13 protein-coding genes are annotated in these 14,214 nt (G+C 71.4%); 7 read left to right on the top strand and 6 right to left on the bottom strand.

Annotated elements, in window-relative coordinates; genetic code table 11:
* Positions 1-100 precede the first annotated feature (100 nt).
* Positions 101-1,549: an NCS2 family permease gene (locus tag NLX83_RS12705; protein ID WP_254235022.1), complete on the bottom strand. Its 1,449-nt coding sequence runs from the start codon at positions 1,547-1,549 to the stop codon at positions 101-103.
* 43 nt (positions 1,550-1,592) lie between these two features.
* Here NLX83_RS12705 and NLX83_RS12700 point away from each other — a divergent pair, with 43 nt between their 5' ends.
* The gene (locus tag NLX83_RS12700) at positions 1,593-1,889 is read left to right on the top strand and encodes a DUF2530 domain-containing protein (RefSeq protein WP_254235021.1); all 297 of its coding nucleotides are present in this window, start codon (positions 1,593-1,595) and stop codon (positions 1,887-1,889) included.
* A 41-nt stretch (positions 1,890-1,930) separates the two neighbouring features.
* On the opposite strand, the gene NLX83_RS12695 is transcribed toward NLX83_RS12700, so the two are convergent.
* Positions 1,931-4,858, bottom strand: coding sequence for a sacsin N-terminal ATP-binding-like domain-containing protein (locus NLX83_RS12695; RefSeq protein ID WP_254235020.1), 2,928 nt, complete (start codon positions 4,856-4,858; stop codon positions 1,931-1,933).
* Entirely contained in the window at positions 4,855-5,784 is a 930-nt protein-coding gene (locus tag NLX83_RS12690; RefSeq protein ID WP_308209303.1) for a DUF3027 domain-containing protein, read from the bottom strand. Before NLX83_RS12690 ends, NLX83_RS12695 begins: the two co-directional genes overlap by 4 nt.
* A gap of 58 nt (positions 5,785-5,842) precedes the next feature.
* Between NLX83_RS12690 and NLX83_RS12685 the strand changes: the two genes are divergently transcribed.
* The 3 genes from NLX83_RS12685 (at position 5,843) to NLX83_RS12675 (ending at position 9,018) form a co-directional block, all read left to right on the top strand.
* Entirely contained in the window at positions 5,843-6,637 is a 795-nt protein-coding gene (locus tag NLX83_RS12685) for a glutaminyl-peptide cyclotransferase (RefSeq protein ID WP_254235019.1), read from the top strand.
* A gap of 68 nt (positions 6,638-6,705) precedes the next feature.
* Positions 6,706-8,532 (top strand): MFS transporter, encoded by a 1,827-nt coding sequence (locus NLX83_RS12680; protein ID WP_254235018.1) that lies wholly within the window; start codon positions 6,706-6,708, stop codon positions 8,530-8,532.
* A 9-nt stretch (positions 8,533-8,541) separates the two neighbouring features.
* Entirely contained in the window at positions 8,542-9,018 is a 477-nt protein-coding gene (locus tag NLX83_RS12675; RefSeq protein ID WP_254235017.1) for a DUF2771 family protein, read from the top strand.
* A gap of 78 nt (positions 9,019-9,096) precedes the next feature.
* On the opposite strand, the gene NLX83_RS41635 is transcribed toward NLX83_RS12675, so the two are convergent.
* Entirely contained in the window at positions 9,097-9,486 is a 390-nt protein-coding gene (locus NLX83_RS41635) for a cold-shock protein (protein ID WP_254236204.1), read from the bottom strand.
* 149 nt (positions 9,487-9,635) lie between these two features.
* Positions 9,636-10,307: an HAD family hydrolase gene (locus tag NLX83_RS12665; RefSeq protein ID WP_308209302.1), complete on the bottom strand. Its 672-nt coding sequence runs from the start codon at positions 10,305-10,307 to the stop codon at positions 9,636-9,638.
* A gap of 81 nt (positions 10,308-10,388) precedes the next feature.
* Here NLX83_RS12665 and NLX83_RS12660 point away from each other — a divergent pair, with 81 nt between their 5' ends.
* Positions 10,389-11,000: a TetR/AcrR family transcriptional regulator gene (locus NLX83_RS12660; RefSeq protein WP_308209301.1), complete on the top strand. Its 612-nt coding sequence runs from the start codon at positions 10,389-10,391 to the stop codon at positions 10,998-11,000.
* On the top strand, positions 10,997-11,935 hold the full coding sequence (locus tag NLX83_RS12655; protein WP_254235016.1) for a R2-like ligand-binding oxidase: 939 nt from the start codon (positions 10,997-10,999) through the stop codon (positions 11,933-11,935). Before NLX83_RS12660 ends, NLX83_RS12655 begins: the two co-directional genes overlap by 4 nt.
* Positions 11,936-12,071: 136 nt before the next feature.
* Here the strand turns inward: NLX83_RS12655 and NLX83_RS12650 are convergent, their stop codons facing one another.
* A complete protein-coding gene (locus NLX83_RS12650; protein ID WP_254235015.1) occupies positions 12,072-13,712 on the bottom strand; it encodes an AMP-binding protein in 1,641 nt (546 codons plus the stop codon).
* 94 nt (positions 13,713-13,806) lie between these two features.
* Between NLX83_RS12650 and NLX83_RS12645 the strand changes: the two genes are divergently transcribed.
* Positions 13,807-14,202, top strand: coding sequence for a YccF domain-containing protein (locus NLX83_RS12645; protein WP_254236201.1), 396 nt, complete (start codon positions 13,807-13,809; stop codon positions 14,200-14,202).
* The last annotated feature ends 12 nt before the right edge of the window (positions 14,203-14,214 follow it).

Genomic DNA, 14,214 nt, shown 5'->3' with positions numbered 1-14,214 from the left:
GCCACGCGAGTCACCCGGCAGTGGGCGGGCCGCTCACCCGTCTTCAAGTACCACGAACCCCGCCGATGATCACCGCTAACAGCAGCACACCCCGGCCGGGTCAGATGCCGAGCGCCGCGCGAAGCGGGCCCACCCCGAAGTACGCGATGAACGCGACCGAGACGACCCACATCAGCGGGTGCACCTTCCGCGCCTTGCCGGTGACCACCTGGAGCAGCACGTAGCTGATGAACCCCGCGCCGATGCCGTTGGCGATGGAGTAGGTGAACGGCATGACCACGATCGTCAGGAACGCGGGCAGCGCGACGGTGAAGTCGGAGAAGTCGATCTCCCGCACCTGGCTGACCATCAGCGCGCCGACGATCACCAGCGCGGGCGCGGCCGCCTCGACCGGGATCACCTGGTAGAGCGGGGTGAAGAACATCGCGGCCAGGAAGAGCAGGCCGGTGACCACGTTCGCCAGGCCCGTGCGCGCGCCCTCCGCGATGCCCGCCGCGGACTCGATGTAGACCGTGTTCGACGAGGAGGAGGCCAGGCCGCCCGCGACCGCGCTCGCGCCGTCGACGAACAGCGCCTTGCCGGTGCCGGGCAGCTGACCGTCCTTGTCGAGCAGGTCCGCCTCCTTCGCCAGGCCGGTCATCGTGCCGATGGTGTCGAAGAAGTCGGTCAGCACCAGGGTGAACACCAGCAGCGCCACGGTGATCGCGGGCAGCCGCCACCACGCGCCGAAGGAGACGTCACCGACCAGGGACAGGTCCGGCAGGCCGAAGAACTGCTCGGGCAGGCCCGGGTAACCCAGGCTCCAGCCCCTGGGATCGGTGCCCTTGGACGGCCCCGCCTTGAAGATCGCCTCGACGACCATCGCCATCGCGGTGCTGCCGAGCACGCCGATCAGGATCGCGCCGCGGACCTTGCGCGCCACCAGGACCCCGGTGAGCAGCAGCCCGAACACGAAGACGAAGGTCGGCCAGGACGCGATGGAGCCGTTGATGCCCAGCCCCACCGGCACGGTCGTCTTGGCGTCGTCGGGCAGGCGGCGGACGAACCCGGCGTCGACGAAGCCGATCAGGCAGATGAACAGGCCGATGCCGACGGCGATCGCCGCCTTGAGCTCCGGCGGGACGGAGTTGAAGACCGCGGTGCGGAAACCCGTCAGCACGAGCACCAGCACCACGATGCCGTTGACCAGGACCAGGCCCATCGCCTCCGGCCAGGTCATCTGCGGCGCCAGGGTGACCGCGACCAGGCTGTTGATGCCGAGCCCGGTGGCGATGGCGAACGGGTAGTTCGCGATCAGTCCGAAGAGGATGGTCATCACGCCCGCGACCAGCGCGGTCACCGCGGCGACCTGCGGGACAGGGAGGATGTTGCCGAGCACGTCCCGCTTGGCGCCCGCGTCGGCGGCGGCGAAGCTGCCCATGATCAGCGGGTTGAGCACCACGATGTAGGCCATCGTGACGAACGTGACCAGTCCACCGCGGACCTCGCGGCCCACCGTGGACCCGCGCTCGCTGATCTTGAAGTAACGGTCCAGCCTGCCTGCGCCCATGTGCACTCCCTGCCGCCGTGTTTCGGCCGGTAGCCTGCCGGATGTGGCGGAGAAGAGCGAACGCGGTCAGGTTACGAGTGCGGAAAGTCCCGCACCCCCGCCGCTGCCCCGTGCCCTCGCCGACCCGGTCCCGCTGATCGCGACGGGCACCGCGTTGTGGTTCGCGGCGTTCGCGGTGCTGCTGGTGCTGCGGACGGCCTTCGCGACCGGCGACTGGGTCTGGGTGTGGACCACGCTCTGCGGCGGCCTGCTCGGCCTCATCGGCTGGTCGATCATCGTGTGGCAGCGCCGCGCGGCCCGCCGCGGTTCCCGCACCGCCCAACACGGCGACGGCCTCTAACCCCCGCTTTCGGGCTGAATGAGTCATTGAGGGGCTTCGGGCTACGCCAGGTGGGTCGTGGCGGTGGGGGACGCTAGGAGCGCGGTGAGCTGGTGGCGTTGCGGCCAGCGCGCCAGGACGTGCGCCAGGGCGCGGCCGAGGCCGGTCGGAGAGTCGGTGGTGTGCAAGAGGCCGGAGTCGTCGCGCCACCACTGCGCCTCGTGCTCCTCGTCGCGGACACGCACCACGAGGCGGTCGTGCAGCACGACGGAGCCGTCCGGGAACGGGACGCCGATGAGGTCGCACGCCTCGACGACGCCGTCCAGGTCGGCCCAGGGCTGCTCGACGCCGGTGCTGACCACCGACGCCTGCGCGTAGTCCGACGCCAGCGGGAGGTCGAGCAGGTCGGCCAGCACCTCGGGCGTGCCACCGCCGACGAGGGTGTCCGCGTCCAGCACGGGCAGCAGCCACGGGCCGTCGAGCACCACGGCGTACTCGGTGGAGACGACCTCGCCGGTGAGCGCGCGGACGAACTCGGGAACGTCCACATCGGACGGTTCGACCATGCCGTCCGCAACGGCGGCGGCGAGCACCGAGTGCGCGCGGAGCATCGTGCCGTCGCGCACCAACCGCTCCGAATCCCCAAGGCGCGCAAGGAGATCTTCGGCGTCGAAGGCATCGTCCACCGACAGGCCGGAGCGGACGCCGAGCAGCACCAACAGTTCCTCGGACAGCTCTTCAGCGGGCACCACCTCGTAGAGCCCGGCCAGGTCGTCGGCCTCCGGCAGCCGCCAGTGCGTCGGCGGAAGTCCGTCGAGCAGCGCGTAGCGGGTCAGCCACCAGCCGGTGTAGCCGTTGGGCTGGGTCAGCGCCCGCCAGGTGTCCGGGTCCTCCGCGAGCAACCGCAGCGCCGCGGGCCACGCGTCGTCGGCGACCAGGTCGAGGTCGCGGACCGCGCGCAGCTCGGCGGGTGGGTTCGCGTCGCCGTCGATCTCCTCCCACCAGGCCGCTTCGTCGGCGAGCCGGTGGTCGGGCCCGGTCGGCGCCGGGTCGACGAGCACGGTGAACCCGTCGAGCACGCCCACCGCGCGCAGCGTCTCAGCAGGCCACTTCCCGGCCAGGTCCGCGGCGAGCACACCGAGGGGCGCGTCCTCCTCAAAGATGTCGAGCAGCGGGGAACTGGGCAGCAGCAGCTCGTCGGCGCGGTGGATCTCGCCGTCGCCGTCGCGAAGCGCGAGCGCGCCCAGCCAGTCGCGGGAACCGGCCCGCTCGACGAGCCGCAGCACGGCATCGGCCAGCGCGTCCACGTCGAGGTCGAGCCCGGCCTCCGCGTCGGCGACGCTGCGCTCGACGGACGCGCGGAGTTCCGGTGCGTCAAGGAGTTCGTCCACCCCGGCCCGTCCGGCACCGAGGCGCTCCAGCAACGGGTGCACCGCTTCCGGGTGCACCAACCGAAGTCCCAGAGCGTCCACAGTGGACAGATCGGTGTCCAGGACGAGGGTGCCACGCGGACCGATCGCGGTGCGGCCATCCGTCAGCGGAACGGGCAGCGCGGCAAGTTCCTCGCTGGCCCTCGGATCGGCCTCCAGCAACGCGAAAACCGCTTCGTAGAGCCGTTTCCACCACTCAGGCGCGCGATCGAGCCCGGTGACCGCCTCGACCAGCTCGGCCAGCAGCACGCGCGGCACACCGAGGGCCTGTAACGCCTTCGCGTGCGAGACCTGCGCGAACTCCGCCGGGAGCAGGTTCGGCAGCACGTCGGTGAGCAGTTCGGCCAGCTCGGCGGACGGCCGGTCCAGCACGCGCGCCCGCGACGGCGCGACCTCCTCGTCGGCGACCGAGGTCAGCCACGGGACCGAGCGCAACGCGGCGAGCACCGCGTCACGCAGTGTTCCGTCCACATCGGACAGTGGGAAGCCGGGCAGCGGCACCAGGGCGGTGCGGTGCTCCACCGGCAGGGTCAGCAGCAGTTCCGGGTAGCACTCCGCTGCCGCGGCGAGCACGCGATCGGCGGCGGGACCCGCCATCAGCCTCCGCCGCGACGGCTCGACCGGCAGCGTCGCCAGCAACCGCGCGGGCAACGACATCCGCTCATCGGTCGGCGTCGGCGTGTGCAGGACGTCCTGGGCCAGCGGCTTCGGCACCCCGGCCGCGTCGAGCTGCACCGCCCAGCAGACCGTCCACTCAGGACGGAGCCGGGCCTCCGCGCCGAGCCCGTGCAGGTCGTCCTCGCCGAGCCTGCCGTCCCTGCGGTGCACGTGCCAGGTCGTCGTGCCGGTGTCGCCGTGCACGCGGAGGTTGCCGTCCGGCAGGTCCTCGCGGCGCCACCTCCGGCCGTCGACCTCCACCTCGGCCAGGCCCGGCAGCGCGAGCAGCAGGTCCTCCGCCTCGGCGGCGAAGCCCTTGATCACCTCGTCGGCATCGATGTCCGCGCGCAGCGGCAGCCGGACCTCGGTGGTGAAGCCCTCCGGCACACCGGGCTCGTCCGCCTCGACCGGCCAGACGAGTCGCAGCACCGGCACCGCGCCCCCGCGCTCGGCCAGCGCCTCGGCGACGGTGGGCAGCTCCGCGCTCACCGAGCGGGTGTGGTCGGCGGAGAACGCGATGCCGCCGGTGGCCGAGACGACCCTGGGCTCGTCGGTCACCGCGAGCACCGCGGAGAAGCCGACGCCGAACCGGCCGACCCGGTTGACGTCGCGCTTGGGCGAGGCGCGCAGCGAGGCCAGCGCCGCGACGCCCTGGGCGGTCAGCGGTTCGCCGGTGTTCGCCGCACGCAGCTCACCGTCCACAATGGACAACCGCAGCCTGCCGCCACCGCCAGCCGCGTCCGCGGCGTTCTGCGCCAGCTCGACGAGCAGCCGGTCGCGGTAGCCGCCGTAGCGCAGGTCCTCCTCGGCGTTGGCGTCCTCGCGGAAGCGGGTCGGCGAGGCGCGCCAGGCGTCCAGCACCGCCTGCCGCAGCGCGGCGGTGCCGAAGGGGTCGGTGCTCATGACTCGGTGGCTGGCGGAGCCGGGGCTTCGGCCTCGGGTTCAGGCGTGTCCTCGGCCTGAGGCTCGGGCTCCGCTTCAGTCGAGGCTTCCGGCTCGGTCTCGGGCTCGGTCTCGGTCGAGGGCAGCTCCCCGCCGCGCGGCGTGTGGTCGATATCCAGCACGGAGTCGTCGTAGACGACCTCGGAGATCGGCACGATGGAGCTGGTGTCGACCTCGGCCTCGGAGTGCGCGCCGCAGCCGTACTGGGTGTGCACGACGCGCCCGTCCGCCGGGGCCAGCTCGTTGGCGCAGACCCCGAACGCGGCCTTCAGCGAGCCCTGGAGCTGGAGGAAGAACCCGCAGTTGCCGCAGTTGCCGGGCGCGGCCTTGGCCATATCGCTGGCCGGGCCGAACTCGCCGCGGTGCCAGCGGTCGGCGGCGTCGAGGCGGCCCTCTCGGGAGAGCACGCGCGGGCGGCCGAGGCCGATCTCGTAGGCGACCTCCTGCTCACCGGGATCGTCGTTGAGCAGGTAGCCGGGGGCCAGGCGCGGGTCGTCGGGAGCGGTCGGCAGCAGGTCGCCGGGGCCGAGGTCACCCGCGCGGACGCGCTGGTTCCACGGCACCCAGTCGGGCGCGACGAGGGACGACGGGCCGGGCAGCAGCACGACCTCGCTGACGGTGACCGGCTCGCCGGAGCCGACGACCGCGACGGTCACCGCCCAGCGCCAGCCGCCGTAGCCGGGGTGCGCCGCCTCGAACAGGTGAGTGGCGGTGACGTCGTCCTCCGCCTCGACGCCGACGTGCGCGCCGACCTCGCCGCCGGCCTCCTCGACGGCCGCGTTCCTGGCCAGCTCGCGCGCTTCGACCAGGACGTCGGCCGGTCGCGTGGCCGCCGCGTCGTCGGTATCCGCCGAATGATGGCTGGCAGGAGAGGAGGTGGGCGTCACGGTTGACGATTGTGCCGCATGTCCGCGCGGCTCTCGTCAGGCATGCCAGGCTGGCGGCATGCGAGGCGGAACGTGGCGGTACGGCGCGGTCGCCGCGGCGGTGGCCGTCGTGGCCGGCACGGTGTGGCTGACCGAGGGCGATGCACCCGGCCGAGCTGCCCCGGAGCGGCTTCGCGTGCAGGTCCTCGGCACGCTCCCGCACGACGCCACGGCCTGGACGCAGGGCCTTGAGCTGCGCGACGGCGTGCTCTACGAGGGGACCGGTCTCGCCGGGCAGTCCAGCGTGCGCGAGCTCGACCCGGCGACCGGGGCCCTCCGCCGCCAGGTGCCGCTGCCCGACCTGTTCGGCGAGGGGGTGACGGTCACCGGGGACCGGCTCTGGCAGCTCACCTGGCAGGAGGGCGTCGCGATCGAGCGGAACCGCTCCGACCTGCGCGAACTGCGCCGGGTGAGCTATCCCGGGGAGGGCTGGGGGCTGTGCCTGGACGGCTTCCGGCTGGTGATGAGCGACGGCGGCTCCGCGCTGACCCTGCGCGATCCCGCGACCTTCGCCGAGCTGGGCCGGGTCGAGGTGACCAGGGACGGACTGCCGGTCCGGGAGATCAACGAGCTGGAGTGCGCTGGCGGCGCGGTCTGGGCGAACCTCTGGAAACGGGACGAGATCGTACGGATCGACCCGGCGAACGGCGCGGTGACCGCTACCGTGGACGCGTCCGGGCTGCTCAGCCGGGAGGACAGGGCGGCGAGCGACGTTCTCAACGGCATCGCGGCCGTACCGGGCACCGACGAGTTCCTGATCACCGGGAAGCTCTGGCCGAAGATCTTCCGGGTCCGCTTCGTGCCGGTGCGGTGACGCGTGGTCGCGGGCTGGGACACTGGGAACACGACGTTGGGAAACACGACGTACGGCGGGATGAGGACGTGACTGGTACCGGTCGGGGCCGCCCTGGATGGGGCGGAGGGAACCGCAAGCGGCACAAGGAGGCCCAGGAGCTGCACAGCTCCCCGGAGCCGACGCGCAAGCAGCCGCCGCACGGCCGGGAACGCACCCGCCCGGAGTCCTACCCGTGGGACGAGGACCCGGACTACCAGCCGCGGCGCCAGCGCAGCGAGCCGGAGACCCGGTACGAGCCCAAGTACTACCCGCCGGACAGCTACCCGGAGCAGCCGCCGCGCTTCCGCGAGCGCTACAACTCCGACGGCTACCCGGAGCCGGTGTACGACTCCGACCGCCACCCCGAGCAGCACTCCCGGCTGGCCCCGCCGCCGGAGTACGGGCCGAACGGCCCGAAGCTGCCGAAGAAGATCACGGTCAGCCGCGTCGCGATCTACCGCACCCGCCAGCTCGGCCAGCAGGCCGTGCGGGCGTTCCGGCGCGGGGTGCACGCGGACGGGGCCGACAAGTCCGGGCTGGCCGCGCTCACCTACGCGGTGATGATGAACTTCGCGCTGGACGCGGCGATCGCGGTGGCGCTGGCCAACACCCTGTTCTTCTCCGCGGCCAAGGGCGAGAGCCAGGGCAAGGTCGCGCTCTACCTGTTGATCACCGTCGCCCCGTTCGCGCTGGTCGCACCGGTGGTCGGCCCGCTGCTGGACAAGCTCCAGCGGGGCAGGCGGCTGGCGCTGGCGGCCTCCTTCGCCGGACGCGCCGTGCTCGTCATGGTGATGGCGACGAACTTCGACTCGTGGGGGCTGTACCCGGCCGCGCTCGGCGCGATGGTGCTGTCCCAGTCCTTCGGCGTGCTCAAGGCCGCGGTCACCCCGCGCGTGCTGCCACCGGACATCTCGCTGGTGAAGTCCAACTCGCGGATGGCCGTGTTCGGCCTGGGCGCGAGCGTGGTCTTCGGCGGTGTCGCGGGCGGGCTCGGCCAGCTCATCCACGAGTCCGCCGCGCTGTGGTTCGCCGCGGTGATCTGCGTGATCGGCGTGTGGCGCTGCCTGCGCATCCCCGCCTGGGTGGAGGTCACCGAGGGTGAGGTCCCCGCTGCGCTGAGCGCGAACGCGAACAAGCGCGAGGGCAGGCCGAAGCGCCAGACCATGGGCCGGAACCTGCTCGTCGGCCTGTGGGGCGCGGGCTCGATCCGCGTGCTGACCGGCTTCCTCACCCTGTTCGCGGCGTTCGTGATCAAGGCGCAGACCGAGGGCGAGCCCATGCTCCAGCTGATGCTGCTGGGCGTGATCGGCGCGGCCGCGGGTGTCGGCACGTTCCTGGGCAATGCCATCGGCGCGCGGTTGCAGCTGGACAAGCCGGACATGGTGGTCATCGGCTGCCTGAGCACCGCGCTCGCCTCGGTCGTCCTCGCCGCGCTGATGGAGGGCCTGGTCACCGCGGCCATCGTCGGCCTGATGGGCGCGACGGCCTCCGCGCTGGCCAAGGCGTGCCTGGACGGGGCGATCCAGACCGACATGCCGGACGAGTCGCGGGCTTCGGCCTTCGGCCGCTCGGAGACGATCCTCCAGCTCGCGTGGGTCTTCGGCGGGGTGCTCGGCCTGCTGCTGCCGCCGGTCTACTGGATCGGCTTCGCCGTGGTCGCGGGCGTGCTCGCGCTCGGCCTGGTGCAGACCGTGCTGACCCACCGCGGCACCTCGCTGATCCCCGGCTTCGGCGGCGACCGGCCGCTGCGGCCGGGCAGCGAGGAGCGGACCAAGCCGACCGCACCGCCGGTGAGCAGGCAGGACGGCTGGTCCCCCGGCTGGCCGGGCTCCCAGGGCCAGGCGGGCGGCGCTCCCCCGCCGCACTCCCCGTAGGTTTGACGCGTGCGTCGACTCGCCCCATTGCTCGCGGCCGCCGGTGTCACGCTCGCCGGGTGCGCCGCGCCGACCCCGCCGACCGTGACGTTCTACGCGGCGGGCAAGGCCGCGGTGACCGGTCCCGCCCAGCACTGCGACGTGCAGGTGGAGAACTGCTCCGCCGATCCGGACGCGCACGCGGTCCTGCGGGTGCCACCGGGCAGCCCGTTGCAGATCTCGGTGGACGCCCACGTCGGGGAAACCCCGTGGCAGGTCGTCTTCCGCTACCGCGATGCGGCGGGAACGCCCATCGAGGGCCGCAGCGCCGTGTTCTACGGCGAATCCCAGCGGCTCGCGTACACCCTGCGGCTGCCCGCGACCACCTCGCAGCTGGAGACGGTGGAGATCCAGCAGTTCGGCGGGGTGCTCGCGGCGCGGCAGGACGGCGGCGTCGACTTCGTCACCCGGGGGACCTGGGTGCTCTCCATCGACGACCGCCGCTGAGCCTTGTAACCAATGTGGCATTGGTTACGTCTGACGAACCCAATGCCACATTGGGTTCACTCACACCGGCCGAACGCGTCAGTTCGGGTCCAGCTCGCGCGCGACGGCGCGGACGACGTCGGCCACCACCTTGGTGGTCTTGCGGTCCGGGTAGCGGTTGCGCTGCAGGTCCGGCTGGATCTTCATCTCCAGCAGCTTGATCATGTCCTCGACCAGGCCGTGCAGCTCCTCGGCCGGGCGGCGCTGCGCCTCGGCCACCGAGGGCGAGGGGTCGACGAGGCGGACGGACAGCGCCTGCGGGCCGCGGCGGCCGTCGGCGACGCCGAACTCCACCCGCTGGCCCGACTTGAGCGCGTCGACGCCCGCGGGCAGTGCGGAGGCACGGACATAGACGTCCTCACCACCGTCCTGGGTGACGAAGCCGAAGCCCTTCTCCGCGTCGTACCACTTGACCCTGCCGGTCGGCACTATGCTCACCGTTCCCTTAGCTTCCGGTTGCGCCCCGCGCGACTGCCCCGGTGTTGACCCTGCGGCGTCCTCACACGACGAACGCGTCCTAGGCGGGCCTAGGACGCGCGAATCGTCAGCGTACCGAGGATCACCGGTGCAGCGACAGGTTATGGCGCATTCTGCTGATCGAGGCTGCGCCGTTCGTGGCGAAGACCAGGCCCTTCCCCGGCGCTTGCCCAGGCGCGGAGCCAGGCCGGGAATTCCGTGAGGTCGTCGAGCACGACGTCCGCCCCCGCCTCGGACAGTTGGACGGCGTCGCAGGCTCCGCTGGGCACCGCGACGGCGACCGCGTCCGCGGCGCGCGCCCCGACCACGTCGCCGATGTGGTCGCCGACGTAGACCTGGGCGCCGAACTCGCGCAGCGCGTCCGCCTTGGCCACCGACCACAGCTCGCCGACGAGGTGGTCGACCTCGATGCCGAGCGCCTCCAGGTGCAGCGAGGCGTTGGGCGCGTACTTGCCGGTGACCACGACGACCCGCCCGCCCAGCTCGCGCACAGCCGCGACGGACTCGGCCGCACCGGGCATCGCGACGGTCTGCGGGATGACGATCTCCGGGTAGAGCGCGCGGAACTCGGTGACCAGGGAGATCACCAGGTCCTCGTCGGTGACGTAGCGGCGGAACTCGTCCTGGAGGGGCGGGCCGAGGTTGTTCGCGAAGCGCTCGCCGTCGAGGGGGAGGCCGGTCTGGCGGCCCAGCACCTCGAACGCCCGCCGCATACCGGGCCGGGGGTCGATCAACGTCATGTCCAGGTCGAATCCCACGGTCAGCACGGCCACGAGGCGACCCTACGTGGTTGACACAAGCCGATTTCGCGTCCACCTCTTTTACATTTCCCACTCGCATGTAAAGCTGTTTCGGTGGGCCAGATCACACCGTTCACGGCCAAGGTCAAGGCGTCGCTGCGGGAGGACCTGCTCGACGCCGCGACCCGTCTGCTCTCCGAACGCGGCTTCCAGGGGCTGCGGATGGCCGACGTGGCCGCCGCGACCGGGGTCAGCAGGCAGACCGTCTACAACGAGTTCGGCAACAAGGAGGCCCTGGCCCAGGCAGTCGCGCTGCGGGTGACCGCGGACTTCCTCGACGACACCGCCGCCGCCCTCGACGACGCGCCGGACTTCCTCGACGGGGCGCACCGCGCGGTGCGGCACATCCTCGACCGCTCGCTGCGCGACCCGCTGGTCAGCTCGATCCTCACCGGGACCGGCGCGGAGGACATGCTGCCGTTCCTGACGATCAAGGGCGAGCCCGTGCTGCGCTCGGCGACCGAGCTGGTCAGCCAGCACCTGCGCCGACGCCTGCCGGAGGTGCCCGAGGACGCCGCCGACCTCTACGCCGAGACCACGGTCCGGCTGACCCTGAGCCACCTGCTGCTGCCGACCGGAACCATCGCGGAGGCGGCCGACGCCGTGACCGCGGTCGCGCGGGTGCTGCTCACCCCGTACCTGTCCACCGCGAAGGAGCGGTCATGACAAGTCGACAGAGCTTCCACTCGCTGCGCCGCGGCGGCCTCAACTGGGACTCCTTCCCGTTGCGCCTGTTCACGAAGGGCAACGGGAAGCACTGGAATCCCGCCGACATCGACTTCACCCGCGACGCCGAGGACTGGGCCGCGCTGACCGACGAGCAGCGGCGCAGCTCCGCCTACCTGTGCGCGATGTTCATCGCGGGCGAGGAAGCGGTCACCGAGGACATCCAGCCGTTCCTGCGGGCGATGTCCACCGAGGGCCGTTTCGGCGACGAGATGTACCTGACCCAGTTCGCCTACGAGGAGGCCAAGCACACGGAGGTGTTCCGGCGCTGGCTGGACGCGGTCGGACTGACGGAGGACCTGCACCCCTACGTCGCCGAGAACCCCGGCTACCGCGCGATCTTCTACGACGAGCTGCCCTCGTCGCTGAGGCTGCTGGAGACCGACCCCAGCCCGGAGAACCAGATCCGCGCGAGCGTCACCTACAACCACATCGTGGAGGGCACGCTCGCGCTGACCGGCTACTTCGCCTGGAACAAGGTGTGCGTGACCAACGGAATCCTGCCGGGGATGCAGGAGCTGGTGAAGCGGATCGGCGACGACGAGCGCAGGCACATGGCCTGGGGCACGTTCACCTGTCGGCGGCACGTGGCGGCCGACGACCGCAACTGGCAGGTCGTGCAGGACCGGATGGGCGAGCTGCTGCCGCACGCGCTCAGCGCGATCCAGTGGGTCTACGACCAGTTCGAGGAGCAGCCCTTCGAGCTCGACGTGCAGCAGTTCGTCGAGTACGCGGCCAACCGCGCGCAGCGGCGGCTCGGTGCGATCGAGTCCGCCCGCGGCGTGCCGGTCGAGAAGATCGACCTGGACTACTCCCCGGAGCTGCTGGAGGAGCGCTTCGGCGAGGAGGACGCCGAGGCGCTCGCCACGACCTGACGCGGTTCGCCGGTCTTCAAGTCCTACGAACCCCCGATTCGATCACCGCAAACCGCCCCCCACTACGCCGGGGTTGGGGGCGGTTTGCGACGTTCTGGGGCGGGGTTCGGCGTACTTGAAGACTGCGGAACCCCGGCTAGGTGGAGAGGTTGAGGATGCCGACCGCGCGCTCGCGCATCTCGACCTTGCGGATCTTGCCGGTGACCGTCATCGGGAACTCGTCGACCACGTGCACGTAGCGCGGGACCTTGTAGTGCGCCAGCTTGCCCGTGCAGAACTCGCGCACCCGCTCGGCAGTCAGCGGCTCGGCGCCGGGGCGCATCCGCACCCACGCCATCAGCTCCTCGCCGTACTTCGCGTCCGGCACGCCGATCACCTGCGCGTCCAGGATGTCCGGGTGCCCGTAGAGGAACTCCTCGATCTCGCGCGGGTAGATGTTCTCGCCGCCGCGGATCACCATGTCCTTGATCCGTCCGGTGATCCCGACGTAGCCCTGCTCGTCCATGACCGCGAGGTCGCCGGTGTGCATCCAGCGCGCCGCGTCGATGGCTTCGGCCGTCGTGTCGGGCTGTTCCCAGTACCCGAGCATCACCGAGTACCCGCGCGTGCACAGCTCGCCCTGCGCGCCGCGCGGCACCGTCAGCCCGGTGGCCGGGTCGACGATCTTCACCTCGATGTGCGGGTGGGCCCTGCCCACCGTGGACACCCGCAGGTCGAGCGAGTCGTCCGCCCTGGTCTGCGTGGACACCGGCGAGGTCTCGGTCATGCCGTAGCAGATGGTCACCTCGTGCATGCCCATCCGCTCGATGACCTGCTTCATCACTTCGACGGGGCACGGTGAACCGGCCATGATCCCGGTGCGCAGGGTGGACAGGTCGTAGGAGTCGAAATCGTCCTCGGCCAGCTCCGCGATGAACATCGTCGGCACGCCGTAGAGCGACGTGCAGCCCTCCGCCTGGACCGCGGCGAGGGTGGCCCTCGGCTCGAACGCGGGCGCCGGGATGACCATGCAGGCGCCGTGGCTGGTGGCCGCGAGGTTGCCCATCACCATGCCGAAGCAGTGGTAGAAGGGCACCGGGATGCAGATCCGGTCGGCCTCGGTGTAGCCGCAGAGCTCGCCGACGAAGAACCCGTTGTTGAGGATGTTGTGGTGCGACAGCGTCGCGCCCTTGGGGAAACCGGTCGTGCCCGAGGTGTACTGGATGTTGATCGGGTCGTCCGCGGAGAGCCCGGACTGAGCGGCGGCGAGCCGGTCCGGCGCGACGCCGTTCCCGGACTCCAGCAGATCCGTCCACTGTGGAGTGTCGAGCAGTACGACCCGGTCCAGCGCGCCGCAGTTCGGCCGGACCTCCTCGATCATCCCCGCGTAGTCGGAGGTCTTGAAAGCCTTGGCCGCCACCAGCAACCGCACCCCGGCCTGGTTGAGCACGTACTCCAGCTCGTGCACCCGGTAGGCGGGGTTGATGTTGACCAGGATGGCGCCGATCTTGGCGGTGGCGTACTGGGTGAACGTCCACTCGGCCCGGTTCGGCGACCAGATGCCGACCCGGTCCCCCTTGCCGATCCCGGCCGCCAGCAGCCCGCGCGCGAGCAGGTCCACCTCGGCCGCCAGCTCGCGGTAGGTCCACCTGCGCCCGGTGACCCGCTCCACCAGCGCGTCCCGGTCACCGAACGCGGCGACCGCGCGGTCCAGGTTGTCGCCGATCGTGTCGCCGAGCAGCGGGACGTCCGAGGTCCCGGACGCGTAGCTCGGCAGGGCGGTGGCGGACTCGCTCACGGTGAACAACCTCCTGCGCGTTGTGACAGCCGCCACTCATCCTGGACGCCCAGTCAAGCCCCGCGCCCCGATCTCGGGCACCATGGGTGGGGTGCTGCGCCTCCTCTTGAACGTGATCTGGTTGGTGTTCGGCGGCTTTTGGCTGGCAGTGGCCTACGTGATCGCCGGGATCATCTGCTGCGTGCTGATCGTGACCATCCCGTTCGGCATCGCCGCCTTCCGCAACGCCAACTTCTGCTTCTGGCCGTTCGGGCGAACCCTGGTCAAGCGCGGGGACTCGGGCGTGGGCTCCGCGCTGGGCAACCTGCTGTGGCTGGTGCTCGCGGGCTGGTGGCTGGCGCTGGTGCACCTGATCACCGGCGTCGTCCAGTGCGTGACGATCATCGGCATCCCGCTCGGCCTCGCCAACATCAAGCTGATCCCTGTCGCTCTGTGGCCATTGGGGCAAGAGATCGCCTGGATTGACGACAGGCTCGGCTTCACCAGGTGAACCCCCCGCGTG

Source organism: Allokutzneria sp. A3M-2-11 16 (assembly GCF_024213555.1).
Taxonomy (GTDB): Bacteria; Actinomycetota; Actinomycetes; order Mycobacteriales; family Pseudonocardiaceae; genus Allokutzneria.
Note: the sequence above shows the minus strand (reverse complement) of the source record. Positions and strands in the feature narration are given on the sequence as shown.

What these genes read in the sequence shown, in the direction of transcription:
- NLX83_RS12685 (WP_254235019.1), top strand. Translation starts at nt 5,843, where the DNA reads ATGCGAGGCGGAACGTGGCGGTACGGCGCGGTCGCCGCGGCGGTGGCC.
- NLX83_RS12655 (WP_254235016.1), top strand. Translation starts at nt 10,997, where the DNA reads ATGACAAGTCGACAGAGCTTCCACTCGCTGCGCCGCGGCGGCCTCAAC.
- NLX83_RS12705 (WP_254235022.1), bottom strand. Translation starts at nt 1,549, where the DNA reads ATGGGCGCAGGCAGGCTGGACCGTTACTTCAAGATCAGCGAGCGCGGG.
- NLX83_RS12695 (WP_254235020.1), bottom strand. Translation starts at nt 4,858, where the DNA reads ATGAGCACCGACCCCTTCGGCACCGCCGCGCTGCGGCAGGCGGTGCTG.